This window comes from Porticoccus sp., from assembly GCA_023261185.1.
Lineage (GTDB): Bacteria > Pseudomonadota > Gammaproteobacteria > Pseudomonadales > Porticoccaceae > Porticoccus > Porticoccus litoralis.
Map to the genome: position 1 here is coordinate 1 of JALRJN010000114.1, position 16813 is coordinate 16813.

13 protein-coding genes are annotated in these 16813 nt (G+C 53.4%); 6 read left to right on the plus strand and 7 right to left on the minus strand.

All coding sequences use genetic code 11. The features are described 5' to 3' along the window. From ACYZYZ_RS10595 to ACYZYZ_RS10605, 3 genes are all read left to right on the plus strand, one after another. Positions 1-1341, plus strand: a 1341-nt coding sequence (locus ACYZYZ_RS10595; protein ID WP_461484227.1) for an ATP-binding cassette domain-containing protein, incomplete at its 5' end; no start/stop codon positions are given. Positions 1342-1725: 384 nt separating this feature from the next. Further along, complete coding sequence (locus ACYZYZ_RS10600) at positions 1726-2097, plus strand: hypothetical protein (RefSeq protein WP_461484228.1); 372 nt, start codon at positions 1726-1728, stop codon at positions 2095-2097. 192 nt (positions 2098-2289) lie between these two features. Beyond that, complete coding sequence (locus ACYZYZ_RS10605) at positions 2290-2661, plus strand: hypothetical protein (RefSeq protein ID WP_461484229.1); 372 nt, start codon at positions 2290-2292, stop codon at positions 2659-2661. Positions 2662-2685: 24 nt separating this feature from the next. On the opposite strand, the gene ACYZYZ_RS10610 is transcribed toward ACYZYZ_RS10605, so the two are convergent. The 4 genes from ACYZYZ_RS10610 to recJ all read right to left on the minus strand — a co-directional run bounded on the left by ACYZYZ_RS10610 (position 2686) and on the right by recJ (position 8902). Further along, positions 2686-3453 (minus strand): glutamine amidotransferase, encoded by a 768-nt coding sequence (locus tag ACYZYZ_RS10610; protein ID WP_461484230.1) that lies wholly within the window; start codon positions 3451-3453, stop codon positions 2686-2688. Positions 3454-3597: 144 nt separating this feature from the next. Next, positions 3598-5202 carry an oleate hydratase gene (locus ACYZYZ_RS10615; RefSeq protein WP_461484231.1) on the minus strand — a complete coding sequence of 535 codons (1605 nt, stop codon included), beginning with the start codon at positions 5200-5202 and terminating at the stop codon, positions 3598-3600. 92 nt (positions 5203-5294) lie between these two features. Next, positions 5295-6896: an AAA family ATPase gene (locus ACYZYZ_RS10620; protein ID WP_461484232.1), complete on the minus strand. Its 1602-nt coding sequence runs from the start codon at positions 6894-6896 to the stop codon at positions 5295-5297. A gap of 257 nt (positions 6897-7153) precedes the next feature. After that, on the minus strand, positions 7154-8902 hold the full coding sequence (gene recJ / locus ACYZYZ_RS10625) for a single-stranded-DNA-specific exonuclease RecJ (protein ID WP_461484233.1): 1749 nt from the start codon (positions 8900-8902) through the stop codon (positions 7154-7156). 156 nt (positions 8903-9058) lie between these two features. Here recJ and ACYZYZ_RS10630 point away from each other — a divergent pair, with 156 nt between their 5' ends. Then, positions 9059-11038, plus strand: coding sequence for a 3-hydroxyacyl-CoA dehydrogenase NAD-binding domain-containing protein (locus ACYZYZ_RS10630; protein ID WP_461484234.1), 1980 nt, complete (start codon positions 9059-9061; stop codon positions 11036-11038). Continuing rightward, positions 11035-12318 carry an acetyl-CoA C-acetyltransferase gene (locus tag ACYZYZ_RS10635; RefSeq protein WP_461484235.1) on the plus strand — a complete coding sequence of 428 codons (1284 nt, stop codon included), beginning with the start codon at positions 11035-11037 and terminating at the stop codon, positions 12316-12318. Before ACYZYZ_RS10630 ends, ACYZYZ_RS10635 begins: the two co-directional genes overlap by 4 nt. A 42-nt stretch (positions 12319-12360) precedes the next feature. Here the strand turns inward: ACYZYZ_RS10635 and ACYZYZ_RS10640 are convergent, their stop codons facing one another. Then, positions 12361-12894, minus strand: a complete 534-nt coding sequence (locus ACYZYZ_RS10640; protein ID WP_461484236.1) for a class IV adenylate cyclase — start codon at positions 12892-12894, stop codon at positions 12361-12363. A gap of 102 nt (positions 12895-12996) precedes the next feature. Between ACYZYZ_RS10640 and ppk1 the strand changes: the two genes are divergently transcribed. Continuing rightward, a complete protein-coding gene (gene ppk1, locus ACYZYZ_RS10645) occupies positions 12997-15042 on the plus strand; it encodes a polyphosphate kinase 1 (protein WP_461484237.1) in 2046 nt (681 codons plus the stop codon). A 65-nt stretch (positions 15043-15107) separates the two neighbouring features. Here the strand turns inward: ppk1 and ACYZYZ_RS10650 are convergent, their stop codons facing one another. Then, positions 15108-15452, minus strand: coding sequence for a HopJ type III effector protein (locus tag ACYZYZ_RS10650; protein ID WP_461484238.1), 345 nt, complete (start codon positions 15450-15452; stop codon positions 15108-15110). A gap of 9 nt (positions 15453-15461) precedes the next feature. Further along, a partial coding sequence (thrC, locus tag ACYZYZ_RS10655; protein ID WP_461484239.1) for a threonine synthase occupies positions 15462-16813 on the minus strand: 1352 nt, incomplete at its 5' end.

Below are 16813 nucleotides of genomic sequence, written 5' to 3' on the forward strand. Positions count from 1 at the left end.
ATCAGCACCATCGAGTGGCTGGAACACCGGGTGCGCGGTTACCAGGGCGCGGTGATCTTTATTACCCACGACCGCAACTTCCTGCAGCGCCTCGCCACCCGCATCGTCGAGATCGACCGCGGCCACCTGGTGAGCTGGCCCGGCAACTACCAGAACTACCTGCGCCTCAAGGAACAGGCCATTGAGGAAGAAGAAACCCGCAACGCCCTGTTCGACAAGAAGCTGGCAGAAGAGGAAACCTGGATACGCCAGGGCATCAAGGCCCGCCGCACCCGCAACGAAGGCCGTGTTCGCGCCCTGGAAGCCATGCGGGACCAGCGTGAGCAACGCATCAAGCGACAGGGCAAAGCCAAAATCAGCGTCGAAACCGCCGAAAACTCTGGCCGCAAGGTTATTGAGGCGCGCAGCCTGTGCCACAGCTACGGCGGCCAGCAACTGATCAACAACTTCAAAATCAAGATCATGCGCGGCGACCGCATCGGCCTGATCGGCAATAACGGGGTGGGCAAATCCACCCTGCTGAAAATTCTGTTGGGACAGATCGAACCGGACCAGGGCTCGGTCAAACTCGGCACCAACCTGGAAATCGGCTATTTCGACCAGATCCGCCGGGAGCTGGATACCACCAAGACCATTGCCGAGAACGTTGGCGACGGCAAGGAATACATCAAGCTCAACGGCAAGGACCGCCACATTATCGGCTACCTGCGCAACTTCCTGTTCTCACCGAAGCGCGCCATGACTCCGGTCAGCGCCCTGTCCGGCGGGGAATGCAACCGGGTTCTCTTAGCCAAACTGTTCACCCGCCCCACCAACCTGCTGGTGCTTGACGAACCCACCAACGACCTCGATGTGGAAATGCTCGAAGTTCTCGAAGAACGACTGGTGGAATACCAAGGCACCCTGATTATCGTCAGCCACGACCGGGAATTTCTCGACAACGTGGTCACCAGCGTGCTGGTGTTCGAGGAAGACGGCAGGATCGAAGAATACGTCGGCGGCTACAGCGACTGGGTGAAACGTGGCAAGCACCTGAAAATTGCCGACACTATCGACCACCCTTCCGGCCACATGGTGGATCACGACACCACCAGCGAAGCCAAAAAGAAACCCTCGGGCAAACTCAGCTACAAACTGCAACGGGAACTGGACATGTTGCCCGAGCTGATCGACCGCCTGGAAACCGAAATTGCCGCTCTGGAAGAACAGACCGCCGACCCGGATTTCTTCAACCGGCCCTACACAGAAACCCAACCGATTCTCGACGAACTCGGCAAAAAACAGATGGAACTGGATCAGGCCGCCGAGCGCTGGGTAGAACTGGAAGAAATGAAAAGCTGACAATGCCGCCAGTGGCTGCAGTTAAAAAATTATTAATTTTTTAACTGCCTCACAACGCCATATTCATAAATGTAATTATCTGAAATTCTTATAATTACCATTCCCAAAAGTCATGTTTTTTAGCAGTAAAACCGGCTTTTTTAGATAGTCCTTTCTAAAAAAATTCCTCATTCTTAAATCCACGCTAAAGCAAACGTCTTTAGCAATATCGTTCTTTAACGATGGTTTTATTAACGACTGCTGTATTGACAACTGCTGTATTGAAAACTGACAGCTCAGCGCGCCACGGAGGGGTTCTGCTCCCCGAGTACCACGACCACCCCCTCTCCACAGTTTAAGCGCGCGCAGGCCCAGGCAGTGACGGATTATCTGCGAGGTATTGCCATGTCAAAGCTAATGAACAACTTGTTAACCACGGGCATGACGGTAGAAGTCATGGACCCCAAACACCCCGACTCCGAGCACAAAGCCTCGTTTATGGGCAAGGTCTACCAATGTGACCAACAGCATGTGCTCGTCAGGGATGCCGAAAACCACACCTATGACGTGTTTCTCGATGAAATCCTGTGCGTGATGAATTACGAGAGCAGCGTTTCCAGCTACTGCCTGCGGGTTGGCGAAAACGGTTATGACGTGGTGTGTATTCTGCCCACCGGCATGGTCGAAACGCTGGCCACGGGGTTGGATAACGTCACCGCAACCCATGTGACTGAATTGTTATCCCAACCTGCAGTGAAGCCGCGAATTGCCGCCTGACGATGATGCGACGCAATGGCACCGTTTTTATCTTTCGGACAGCCATTCCAAGCGCTCAGGTCCAAAGTAGCCGCTTTCGGGGCTAAAAACCCCGAACGACCCTTTTTCTCCACACGGTTATCCGCACATTACGCCTTTCAACGTCTGCCGATATGACAAGTAAAGGCATGACACACACTGTGAGGTATCGCCATGACGAAGCAACTGCACCACATGATCACCAAGGGGACACGCGTAGAGATCGGCGCACCAAAACACCACCAGTCGATGCACTCGGATTCATTCCTGGCTGAAGTCTGCTACTGCCATCAGGACCACGTGCTCGTCAAAGACAGTGAAGACCACACCATCGACGTCTTTCTCGATGAAATCGTCTGCCTGAGAAGCTACGAAGGCAATAATCCCTGCTACTGCCTGAGAATGGCCGAACACGGCTACGACGTGGTGATCGTAAAGTCCACCGGCATGGTGGAAACATTGAGCTCGTCCATGGATAAAGCCATGGCCACCCAAATCCTCGACATGCTGAAACAGCCTGCAGAAATTCTCTGGGTTACTGCCTGATTCAAGACACCACTAGAGTATTTTTTATCCGACTTCCCGGGTTGCACCGGGGAGGACATAGGCCGCCACAAAACGCCTCAGAATTTCCTGTGCGAACGGTGTGGGTTTCCTACTCACTGCCTCTACCAGCTGTTCCGCTTCTTCGGGCACAAAATAGCCATGGTGCTTATAGGCATCAATCCGTAGCGTGAACTCGGCGGCATCCCCCTCCGGATGGAATTGCGTGGCGTAGACATTATTACCAACGCGGAACATCTGTACCGGGCAAGCCTGCCCAGTCATCAGCAGTGCCGCCCCTACCGGGGTTTCGTCGCAGGCCTCCTTGTGGCCGAGCAGCACGTCAATCTTGTCAGGAAAGTCCACCAGCAACTTATCCCGCTTGCCCTCTTCCGTGATATCCAATTCTACACAACCCACCGCTTCACCATAACGGCTGGAAATACCGGCACCGAGATAATTGCCCAATAAACCGTTGCCCGAGCAGGCACCGAGAAAGGGGAAATCCCGGGCAATCACCTGTTGCAATAAGCGCTGAAAATCCGCTTCCACCTGCAACTGCTCTGCGGACTTTTTCTCCAGCGGTGTGCTGATATCGAAGGGGCTGCCACCCACCAGAATTGCCGAGTAATTATCCAATTGCAGGTCAGCGGGAATGCCGTGGCGCTCGATGCGAATCCTTTCCGTCATGGATGCAGGTAACTGACCATATTTCAGGAAACAGGCGTATTCGCTGTCGGCGATCCGGTCCTCGGGCCGCAGTTGCAGCACCAGCAGGGGTTCATTCTCGGTCATGGTTAGAGAGTGCCTGTAAGAAAATCGAGCTATAACGCGAGTATAAGGCACCCGGTGCCAGGAACGACTTGGGGCAGATCAATTCAGGGCGTGCTGGAAGTAATAGCTCCACCTAAGGCGGAGGCTCTAACGGCTTAAGGCTCACTATCGGCTGAGGGCTTTCATCGCGTTGATTAAAACACTGGGCTTATGAATGGAGTCATAGACCGGCAGCACCTCTTTACCGGTTTCAAACAGGCCATAAACAGCGGTCTGCGCGCAGCGCACCGAGTATTCCACGGTAAAGACACAGTCCTTTGGTACTTCGGCAAACTGCCCGAGAAAGGCGAAATTGGTGGCGCCTTCAGTTAACACCTCCGGGCGGTCGCCCTGCGCCCGCGGCATAAACAGACTGTCGATAAAGGGCATGGCCACCGGGATGCAATTCACTTTGCCGGCAGCCACAATCGGCTTCATCAGGTCCTGGACCTTGAACTGATACCACAGCTCTTCCAGTATTTCCTCGCCATTGCACTCCGACATTTTTTTCTTCACGTAATCGCCTTCGTTGTCGGGATACAGGGCATAGCCCCAGAACACTTTCACGTCTTTGGGCTGGTTGGGGAAATGCGGCTGGCGGGCAATCACAATGGACATCAACCAGCTGGAGTCCGTCATGGTCACCAGGCCGCCGGTGCCACTTAAATTGCCGGAGAAATCTTCCATGTAGTCGTGGAAGGTGTCGTCATTGATGGTGGCGGTAAAGGAGTACCACTTCTGCAAGTCGATATTGTTACTGAACACACCGGGGTTACCGAACGCCTTGTCTTTGCTGGCAATTTTTTCCCACAGCGTCCACGCCCCCGAGGACGCCTTGTCTTTCAAGACTGGCGCCTTTGTCCAGGAACCGTAGTCGGTGCTCTCGGTAATGGAGCCGTTAGTGATAAACACATAATCCCGTTCACCGAGTTCAATCTTTTCCTCGCTGCCGGATTGATTGATGGTATGAATCGCCGTCGCAGTTTTCGCCTCGACAGACAGCTCGAAATCGATATCGACCACCTGTGTCCGGGTATCGAAATGGACGCCGAAGCCCTCCAGGTAGCGCATCAGCGGCAGCACCACCGAGTGATACTGGTTATATTTGGTGCGCATCACCCCACCCAGCCGCGGCATACCGTCCAGCAAGTGGATAAAGCGTTTCATGTAACGGCGCATCTCCGCCAAGCTGCTCCACTGCTGGAACGCAAACATCGAGGTCCAGAGATACCAGTAATTAGTGGTGAAGAACTCTTCCCCGAACCAGTCCTGTATGCGAATGTTATCCAGGGATTTTTCGGAGGAGAACATCAGCTTCAACAAGTCCGCCTGATCGGTTAACGACAGGCCGAAGGACGAGACATCCATCCTTTCACCGGCTTTCAGCAGCCGCGCCTGGGCGTGGGACACATAGCGGGCGTTGAATTCAAACGACTCGTCTTTGACAGAGACACTGGGATCATCGTAGGAAGGGATATTGGAGAGCAGGTCCCAGTAGCAGACATAGTGCGCTTCATGCATCCGCCCGCCGCGGATAATAAAGCCGTTTTCCGCATCACCGGCACCATCCAGTGCACCGCCGGGAATCTCATCCTGCTCCAGGATATGAATGTTGCCACCGGGTACCCCGGAATCCTTGATCAGATACACCGCACTGGCCAGAGAAGCGATACCGCTGCCAACGAGATAGACCCTGGTGTCTTTCGGGTTGTTGTTCTTTTCTGGATGCATCGCTTTATAATGCAAAGTCTCGCTACCTATAGCTCACGCTCTGAAGATAATTTTTTGTCGCAATGAATAGCTTGCCAGCTAGAAAAGTCACATTAGGAAGCACAAGCCGCATTGCTCTCTGCAGACTCTATATCCTCAACTGCCATTAATTTGCAAGTGGCACCCCTCTGCAAATTTTCGACAAAATCACGTAGTTCTGCCAACCGTTGATCTCCTAAAGAAACTGTAGATAAAAGCTTTGCAACAAACTTGGGGCCGTGCAATCCCATTTCTGGGCAAAAGTTTTCTATTTCCCCAACGGGAACTAAATAAATCCCAATCTCCTCCAGCTTATTTTTAAGATCTTTATAGTCAACTTGTGCCTGGCCACGTGGAATCCCCCTCTCTCCATATTTCTTAACCACACTCCAAGGCTTACCCTGTTTCATAGCTTCTAATATGTCGCTTTTTGGCATTGAGTCTTCGCCAGAATTATTAATTATTTCTATAATATTTTTCTTTATATCCGAAACACTTTGGACCTTAGCCCCACCTCTAACAGCAGAGTCAACGCGGCTCCAAAGCACACTTATCTCAGACCAACTTCCACCAAAAGCTACAACAGTAACTTCAACCAAATCCCGCTCTGACAAAAAGTCTATATCGAAAACAGCCTTAACCGGAACTCCAACTTTTCGCAACACATCTGCCACCTGAGCTACTCCGTGTTTCCCGCCCGTTGGCACATACGCAGTGTCCAGCCATTGACTCTGGGTATCAGATTCCAAATAGTCTGCAATAGAGTTTAGAAGCCTGCAGTCACTATCGTCTTCACAGATAATAGTCTGCTCATGAAAGATACCCTCAAGCGCATTGGAGTACCTGAGTACTGGGTTTAGCCATAAACTCTTAATTGTTTCCTTAGAAGCCTCCATAACTATATTTATATTTTCTTCCCTACTTATGCGAAGAATCCTGACATCTCCTTGAGTGCCCTCTAAAAACCCTCTCAAAATGTCGCTGCTATGGGTTGCGACAAATAGCTGACCACCCACTTCAGAAGATAGTGTTTCTCCTAGCCGCCTCATTTGTGGTGGATGCAAAAAAGCTTCAGGCTCATCAACAAGCGTAATATCCCAGTCGTCAACTATAGTTTCAAACAAAATACCAGCGTAACTTTTCATGCCATCGCCTTGTTGATCTAGCAATGGCAGCTTTCTTACTGCAGACACATACTCATCGCCAACCCTATCCACTACACCACTCATATTTGGCAATTTTCCAACATGAATTGGCAAAGTTCTTCCACCTCGAAAATCGAACATTAGGTCTTTTCCAAACGCCCTATAAAACAAGCTACTGATTTTTTCCATCAAGGCGGAATCATCATAAAGAACATGCTGCGGTTTAGTTTTTTGTTCTCCGCGGGATACGCTCTGTTGTTTCTCGCAGATAGACAATCGATCATTAGCAGAAATATTTCTTACAAACCCACTGAGAATCTGCCCTTCCAAGAAGGCACCAGCCCAAAAAGAAATCTGTCTTTCATGAAGCTGCCAACTTTTATAGCTATATGTAGTTCCATTAAATTCTGCTTCCGCACTTAGAAACTCCCTCAGCTGCTCAGCTGTTCCATCCTTGACAATATCTACGCCTTTAACAACAAAGGTATTATCTGTTTTTCCATTACCAAAAACACTCAATATCTCTCTCAAAGTTTGCGACTTTCCACTGTTATTTGGCCCAACTAAGATAACCTTATCGCCCTTATTTAAATCAAATCAACTACCACCCGAAAAAGTCAATTTAGAAATCGAAACAGACGGCTTTTTAATCAATTTTATTCTCCATATAAAATGATATTTACATACATATATTTTTCACTTAAAAATTAGAAATGATTTCCGTTGAAAACAAAAAGTATGATCTAGAAAATATCTACCAATAAATCTTATTTTTTATTTACTTCATATCATCTAGGCAACTTCAACAATTCAATATTTTCTACCATCAACTGCACCGACTCCCTGCCTTGCCACAGGTTGATATCCAGCTTGTAGACCAGGCTTACCTTCTCCGCTGCCGGGTTGGGCCACTGCTCCGTATCCACATTAAAGGCGATGGCGTCGATTAACTGCTGTTTGCCTGCATCCAGCGCCAGCAGCAGTTTCACGTGTTTTTCACCGACGATGCGCTGCTGGACAATATAGAACTCGCCCTCGAACAGCGGTTCGGGGAAGTGCTGCCCCCAGGGGCCTGATTCCCGCAGTAGTTGGGCAGTGTCGATATTGAGTTCGTCGCTATTTAGGCTGCCATCGGTGAGGATTTCCGCCTCCATGTCCGCCGGGCTGAGCTGGCGGCGCACTTCGTCATCGAAGGCGGTGACAAAATCTTCGTAGCGCTCCCCAGGCAAACTGAGGCCCGCTGCCATGGCATGCCCACCAAATTTGCTGATAAGTTCCGGATGTCGACTGGCCACGGCGTCCAGCGCATCGCGGATATGCAGGCCCTTGATGGAGCGGGCAGAGCCCTTGTACTCGCCGTTGCCAGCATCGGCAAAGGCGATCACCGGACGGTGGATACGATCCTTGATGCGCGACGCTAAGAGACCCACCACCCCCTGGTGCCAATTGGCGTCGAACAGGCACAGCCCCCAAGGCAGTTGTTGTTCATCCAGATTCAATTGCTCCAGGGCTACCAGTGCTTCCCGCTGCATATCCGCTTCAATCACCCGGCGGTCGCGGTTTAGTTCGTCCAGTTGCAGGGCGTATTCCCGCGCCATATAAGCATCTTCTTCCAGCAGACACTGAATGCCGATGGAAATATCATCCAGTCGCCCGGCGGCATTCAAACGCGGCCCCAGGGCAAAACCCAGGTCGGCAGCCACCAGCCTTTGAGGTTCGCGGCCGGAAAGGTCGAGCAATGCCTGCAACCCCGGGCGGGTTTTACCGGCGCGGATGCGTTGCAGCCCCTGGTGCACCAGAATGCGGTTAACCTCGTCCAACGGCACCACGTCCGCCACGGTGCCCAGCGCCACCAGGTCGAGCCAGTCCGCCATATTGGGTTCGGGTATGTTGTTTTCGGCAAACCAGCCACTTTCCCGCAGATGACTGCGCAGGGCGCTCATCAGGTAGAACGCCACCCCCACGCCCGCCAGGTTTTTGTTGGGGAATTCACACTGGTTCTGGTTGGGGTTCACTATGGCCGCTGCCTGTGGCAGTTCCTTGCCGGGCAGGTGGTGGTCGGTGATCAGTACCTTGATGCCCGCGGCATTGGCTGCGGCGACACCCTGTATGCTGGAGATGCCGTTATCCACGGTAATGATCAGGTCAGGATTGCGCTCTTTCGCCAGTTCAACAATTTCCGGGGTGAGCCCGTAACCGTATTCAAAGCGGTTGGGGACAATAAAATCCACCTGCTGAAAACCCATGCCCCGCAGGGCCAGCAGGGATACCGTTGTGCTGGTGGCACCGTCGGCATCGAAGTCGCCAACAATCAATATGTGCTGTTGTTCGCGCAGCGCCTCAGCCAGCAGTGCGATGGCGGCGTCGAGGCCGCGCAGGGTTTGAGGCTTGGGCAATCTTGCCAGACTTCTTTCCAGCTGCTGGTCGCTGGTGACGCCCCGCGCGGCATAAATGCGCTGCAACAGCGGCGGAATTTCCGGGCTGAACTGGCATTGGTCGAGGTCGTAGGGGCGTTGCAGAATGACGGGGTTATTCATGGAGTTGGGGGCATCCCATTTTGTGAGCGAGCATTTAATTCCCTTTGCAATCGGCTATGATGAGTTGCTAAACGCGAACCAAAATCTACAGCCATGTCTCTGGCCTCTATTGTAAGGCACATAAACCGGCTGGAGTACGGGAGTCTTATTTTGCCCATGACCGAGAACACTGAATTTCGACACTGGCAGCTGAAGCGGGACGCCGAGGACATAGCCTGGCTGGTTCTCGACCGGGAGGGGGAAAAGGTCAATTCCCTCAGCCGCGAGGTGTTGCTGGAACTGGATGCCATACTGGCAAAACTGGAAGAAGACCTGCCCCGAGGGCTGGTGATTTATTCCGCAAAGAAAAGCGGTTTTATTGCCGGGGCGGATATTCGCGAGTTCGATCACCAGACCGATGCTACAGAGGCCAAGGCCGGTATCGAGATGGCCCACAAACTCTTTGACCGACTGGAAGCCCTGCCCTGCTATACCGTCGCCTCCATTCACGGCTTCTGCCTGGGGGGCGGATTGGAGCTGGCGCTGGCCTGCGATTACCGGGTGGCGCTGGATTCAGAGAGCACCCGTATTGGCTTTCCGGAAATTCAGCTCGGCATCTTTCCCGCCTTTGGCGGCACTGCACGCAGCATTCGCCTGCTGGGTGGCCGCAAGGCGCTGGAGCTGATTCTTACTGCCCGCAGCCTGAGAGCCCGGGCCGCCCGTGGCCTGGGTCTGGTGGACAAGGTGGTATCCGAACACGGCAGCCTGCACTGGGCAGCCCGCAAAGCCATTGTGAAACAGCGTAAGGGGCACCGCGCCAGCCGCCTGAATCGCATGTCCAGCAGCCCCGGTACCCGACAGATTATCGCCAAGGCCATGGAAGCCCAGGTGAGCAAACGGGCGCGCCGCGACCATTACCCTGCACCCTATGTATTGATCGATCTTTGGCGCAAGGTCGGCGACGATTTCAACGCCATGCTGAAAGGCGAAGCCGAGAAAGCCAGCGAACTGCTGATGGGGGATGTGTCCCGCAATCTGCGCCGGGTATTTCGCCTGCAGGAACAGTTGAAGGAATTGGCCAAGCCGGATGACAGCACCGCCAACTGGCAAGCCCGCCGGGTGCACGTGGTGGGGGCCGGTCTTATGGGTGGCGATATCGCCGCCTGGTGTGCCCTGCGCGGTCTGGAAGTCACTTTGCAGGACCGGGAAATGAAATACGTGGCACCCGCGTTGAAACGGGCGGAGGCGCTGTTTAAAAAGAAACTGCGCTCCAGCGCCAAGGTCGCCGCGGCAAAAAGCCGCCTGATGGCTGACGTGGCGGGGGACGGTATTCAACGGGCCGATGTGATTATCGAAGCCATTTTTGAAAACCTCGAAGCCAAGCAACAACTGTTTACCGAACTGGAACAACAAGCCAAACCCGACGCTTTGCTGGCCAGTAATACTTCTGCTATTCCACTGGAAGACATCGCCGCTGGCCTGCAGCAGCCGCAGCGGTTGATTGGGCTGCACTTTTTTAACCCGGTGGCAAAAATGCCGCTGGTGGAAGTGGTGCGAGGCAACCAATCCGACAGCAGCGATATTAAAAAGGGCTGCATGTTCAGCCAGCGCATTGGCAAATTCCCGCTGCCGGTGAAAAGCGCACCCGGCTTTCTGGTAAACCGGGTGCTGGCGCCCTATATGCTGGAAGCGGTCAACCTGCTGGATGAAGGCCACAGCATGGCCACCATTGACGCCGCCGCAGAAACCTTCGGCATGCCCATGGGGCCCATTGAACTGGTGGATACGGTGGGGCTGGATGTGGCCGTGAGCGTGTCGAAAAAACTGGCACCCGACAACATAACAGCCATCGAACCGCTGCAGGCCATGGTGGAGGCAGGCAAGCTGGGGAAAAAGTCCGGCGAAGGGTTTTATCTCTGGAAAAAAGACCGGCCGGAAAAGGGAAAACCCAGCGATATGGTGGCGCTGGATATTCTCGGTGAACGCCTGATCAAACCCCTACTGGAGGAATGTCGGCGCTGCCTGGCGGAAGACATTGTCGACAGTGCCGACCTGCTAGATGCCGGGGTGATATTCGGCACTGGCTTTGCGCCGTTCCGCGGCGGACCGATGCACTATCTTGAAGAATCCAAACTGCTGCCGGAGGTGACGCCATGAACAAGACAGGGACACTCCGCAACGTGGCCATTGTCGGTGCCAGCCGTATTCCGTTTTGCCGGGCGGGAACCGCCTACGCCGACCTGACCAATCTGGATATGCTGGTGAGCGCCCTGCAGGGACTGGTTGACCGTTACAACCTGCACGGTGTGCAACTGGATGAAGTGGTGGCCGGTGCAGTGAGCAACCACCCGAAAGATTTCAACCTGGCCCGGGAAGCCGTGCTCGGCACCAGCCTGTCGCCGCTGACCCCCGGCATCAGTCTGCAACAGGCCTGCGGCACCAGTCTGCAAGCGGCCTTTGGCATTGCCGCAAAAATTGCCTGCGGACAGATTGAATGCGGTATTGCCGCCGGTGCGGACAGCGCCAGCGATCCGCCCATTCTTTTCTCACGCAAGTTTTCACAACGGCTGGTGAAATTGTCCAAGGCCAAAACCCTGGGCGAGAAATTTTCGGTGTTCAAGGGCTTCAGCATGTCAGAGCTCTCACCGGTGGCACCAGCCATTGCCGAACCCCGCACCGAGCTGAGCATGGGCGAACATGCCGAACTGATGGCCCGGGAGTGGAAGATTGAGCGGGCCGAGCAGGATGAACTGGCTCTGGCCAGCCACAACCGTGCCCAGGCCGCCTACGCCAACTGTTTTTTTGACGACCTGTTAAGCCCCTGTGCGGGCATGTTGCGGGACAACAACCTGCGCTACGACCTGACCCTGGAACAGTTATCGGGTTTGAAACCGGTATTTGATCGTTCCGCCACCGGGACACTGACCGCAGGCAACAGCAGTGCGCTTACCGATGGCGCAGCCTCCCTGTTGCTGGCCAGTGAGGATTGGGCTGCCGAAAACGGGCTGCCGGTACTGGCTCGTCTCACTCATATGGAAACCGCCGCCGTGGATCACGTGTCTGGCGAGGGTTTGCTGATGGCACCCACCGTGGCCGTGGCCAATATGTTGCGCAAAGCCGGGCTGTCGCTACAGGATTTTGATTACTACGAAGTTCACGAGGCCTTTGCCGCCCAGGTGCTCTGTACCCTGAAAGCATGGGAATCAGAAGAGTACTGCCGCGAGCGGCTGGGACTGGATGCAGCACTGGGCAGCATCGACCGCAGCAAACTGAACATCGTGGGCAGCAGTCTCGCCCTCGGACACCCGTTTGCCGCCACCGGCGCACGCATTGCCGGGACCCTGGCCAAACTGCTCAACGAAGCCGGACAGGGGCGCGGACTGATCTCGATATGCACGGCGGGTGGTATGGGTGTGGCGGCAATACTGGAGAAATAATCACCGAAATAAATACTTAAGGGCGGTTTGAAAAAACCGCCCTTATTTTTTCTGGTAATGCTGCATCAGGTCGCGGGTATTCCAGGGGCGGGTCTGTTCCCGTTCGATACCCAGGCGCTTGATCAGTGCCAGCAATGCTTCTTCACTCTGGGCCTCGATTTCCAGAAACTCCGGAATGTGTTCCAGCTCGTCAAAATATTTATCGAACACCAGATGCTGGCCATCGAGAGAAAACTGGGCGCGGTTTTTTCGCAGGGACAGGCCTTCACGATAACCGAGTGACGCCAGTATCTGGCGCATCACCTCGAAATCATCAACGGCGGTTTCGTGCTCATCCATGATCTTGGCGAGGCCGGTACTCACCGTCTGCTTGTAGGTCAGCTTGACGCCGTCCTGCTCCTTGCGCAGGCGCAAAAGATTGCCTGCGGCCTGAATGGATCCGTCGGCATCATCGAAAAGAATGGCGAAAAACTCGCTCTCGAATTCCTTGTGGCCACCGAGGTCGAGAATTTTTTGTTCCAGGGAAGCCCGGTCGACTTCGAGCACCTTAACCTCAATTTCCTTAATACTTGCCATAGCGATCCCGCTGTCATCTAACTGTCAATTTAGTGTCACACAACCACACCTAAAACCCGGCAAGGTTGTTCAAATCCGTGTTTGGCAACGCCATCATACTCTATGAAAAAATACCCCTTTTATCCAAAGGAATTGAGCTGGCTGGCATTTAACGAGCGCGTGCTGCAGGAAGCAAACGACGCCGACAACCCGATTATTGAGCGGGTCCATTTCCTGGGGATTTTCTCCAGCAACCAGGATGAGTTCTTCAAGGTGCGGGTGGCCGATGTACGCCGAAAAATTCTTATTGAGCAGACTTCCGGCTCCGCCAAAAAAAGCAAACAACTGCTGCGAGATATTAACAAGGGCATTGCCCGTCACTCTGAGCTTTTCGACCAGGCCTTTGAATCCATTCTAAAGGAGCTGCGCAAACGCCGTATCCATTTTCTGATGCCGGATGATCTCTCCACCAAGCAGAAAACCTGGGTCAGACATCACTTTAGGGAACATGTGTTGCCGCGCATTGTACCGATCCTGATCACGCCGGACATTGACCTGTCCAGGGTACTCCAGGATGGAGCTAATTACCTCGCGGTAGAAATTCGTAATGGCGATGACGTGAGTTATGCGCTGTTGGAAGTTCCAGATACCAGCAGTCGTTTTCTACGTCTGCCCAATGATGAAAAAAATCGTCGACGCTATTTCATGATTATCGACGAGGCTATCCGACTTTGCCTGGACATGGTGCTTGCTGACTTTTTCTCTTATGACCAGCTCAACGCCTGGTCGATGAAATTTTCCAGGGATGCTGAGTATGTACTCGACGACGATATTGATCGCAGTCTGGTGGAGAAAATGTCCATGGGCATCAAGCAACGTCTGCAGGCCAATCCGGTCCGCTTATCGTTCGATAGAGAGATGCCAGAAGGTATGATCGATTTGCTGAAAACCAAATTCGGTTTTGCCCGTGGCTACAGCATCATTCCCGGTGGCCGCTACCGCAACTTTCGTGACTTTATCGGCTTTACCAATCCCGGGGAAAAATACCTGGGGTTCCCTTCCATGCCACCGCTGTCGGTAAATAAATTCGATAAGTACAGTAATGCGTTCCAGGCCATCGATAAAAATGACATTTTGCTCTATTACCCGTACCACAAATTCAACTACCTGGTTGAACTCCTTCGCCAGGCTGCCTTCGACCCTAAAGTGACATCCATAAAAATTAATATCTACCGGGTAGCCAAGAATTCACGGGTGCTTGAATCCCTCATCGATGCCGCCCGTAATGGCAAACAGGTGACTGTGAATGTTGAACTGAAAGCCCGCTTTGACGAACAACAGAATCTGGATTTATCAGAGAAGCTTTCTGATGAGGGGATTAAGGTGATGTTGGGTATTCCCGGCCTGAAAGTACACTCAAAACTGTGCCTGATCAGCCGCCAGTCACCACAGGGAGAAAACCGTTATGCCCATATCGGCACGGGTAATTTCAATGAGAAAACTGCAGAGATTTATACAGATTTTGCGCTTTTCACTTCACACCCGGAAATCTGCGAGGAAGTAAGCCATGTGTTCGACTTTATTGAACACAGTTTCAAACACTACGATTTCAAATACTTACAAGTCTCCCCTTTAAATTGCCGCCGCAAAATTCGCGCCCTGATCAACCATGAAATCGCTGCGGCAAAAGAAGGAAAACCCGCAGCAATTACGCTCAAACTGAATAACCTGGTGGATGAGAACATCGTGCGTCTCCTCTACCAGGCCAGCCAGGCGGGAGTAAAAATACGCATTATTGTGCGCGGCATGTGCGCATTAAAGCCCGGCATTGAGGGCATTTCAGAGAACATAACTGTTATCAGTATTGTCGACCGCTTTCTGGAACACCCGCGCTGCATGGTGTTTCACAATGGCGGCGACCCAAAAGTCTACATCTCTTCTGCAGACTGGATGACCCGCAACCTGGACTATCGTCTGGAAGTGGGCGTGCCCGTGTTGGACCCGAAACTGAAGAAACAGGTGATGGATATTCTGGAAATTCAGTTTACTGACCGCTGCAAGGCCCGCGTGATCGATGCAGAACAGAACAACGCCTATGTGAAGCGTGGGAACCGGAAAAAGGTGCGTTCACAGATGGCCATCTACGACTACCTGAAAAAACTCGAGTGAAGTGAGCAGGAAATTTTGCACGTATCAGGCCGCCACTGCGGATGGCCTGATGTGTGGTATCAGGTTTACTTCAGCGTAAGAGCCTTTCCGGAAAAACCAATTCCGCCCCAGCCGCGCTCAATGAAATTGCGGATATTCTGGTGATCGTCACCCTCGGGATTTTGCTGCACATCCACGCGGTAGTAATCCCCGAAGCAATGCAATGTCTGCTGTTCACTTAAACCGTTGAGCTGGCCAAAGGCGAATATCTTGCAGGAGCCGTTGTTTTGACCGGCGCCATTTTCCGTGCCGCCATTGGTGAAGGCGGTTTCCTGAAAATCATAGTTTTCATCGATCATGGCAATGGTGTCGCTGAAAGCAATAGATTCAGGTGAGGCTTTCAGTTTTTCCAGAAAGGTTTCCACGGACATCAATGATCCCTACTTGCGAATATTGTCTTTCATAAATTGCTGAACGGCAGACAGCTCGTTGTCCTGAACAGCGTAACGCTCTTCACGCTCGAACAGGTCCGCCATGTGATGAGGCAGTGGCGGGTCCTGTGGGTAACCGGCTTTGCGCACTGCTTCCGGGAACTTGGCTGGATGGGCGGTGGCCAGGCAGACCATAGGAATATCCTGACGGCGGCGGGTCTTGCGGGCCGCTTCCACGCCGATAGCCGTGTGGGGGTCGAGCAGGTATTCGGTATGTTCCCAGACGTCGGCAATCACACGCACCATTTCATTGTCATCCAGGCGATAACTGGTAAACAGCTCACGGGCCTTGGTAAGAGCGTTGTCGCTCAGTTTGAGGTTGCCAGTAGCTTTGAACTCGGTCATCAGCTGGTTGATGGCGGCGCCGTCGCGGTCGTACAGATCGAACAGCATGCGCTCGAAGTTGCTGGACACCATGATATCCATAGACGGCGACAGGCTTTGCACCAATTGGTGCAAGCTGTGGTCGTTGGCGCTGATGCAGCGGTGCAGAATGTCGTTGGCGTTGGTGCCGATTACCAGCTGGTCTACCGGCAGTCCCATGCGGCTGGCCAGATAGCCGGCGAAAATGTCACCGAAGTTGCCTGTGGGCACAGTGAAGGACACTTTGCGATGCGGCGCGCCAAGGCTCACAGCGGAGGAGAAGTAGTAAACGACCTGCGCCAGAACACGGCCCCAGTTGATCGAGTTCACACCTGCGAGGTGGACCTCATCACGGAAGTCAAAGTCGTTGAACATGTCCTTGAGTGCGGCCTGACAATCGTCAAAGTCACCATCAACCGCCAGCGCGTGAACGTTCGATTCCGACGGGGTGGTCATCTGACGGCGCTGCACCTCAGAGACGCGGCCATGGGGGAACAGGATGAACACATCGACGTTGTCCAGACCACGGAATGCCTCAATCGCGGCAGAGCCTGTATCGCCCGAAGTCGCGCCAACGATAGTGATCCGCTTGCCCGAACGGGCCAGCGCGAATTGCATCATCTGACCGATCAGCTGCATCGCGAAGTCTTTGAACGCGAGGGTCGGGCCGTGGAACAGTTCCAGAAGGAAGTGGTTCGGCGCCAATTGCACAAGCGGTGCGCGGGCATCGTGACCAAACCCAGCGTAGGCTTTTGCGATCAGACCTTTGAACTCTTCGTCGGTGAAGGTATCTGCCACAAACGGCTTCATCACAGCAAAGGCGATCTCTTCGTAGGATTTGCCAGCCAGCGCAGCGATTTCGTCCTCGGTCATCGTCGGGACGGTCTCAGGGACATAGAGGCCGCCATCACGGGCAAGGCCAGTCATCATCGCCTCTT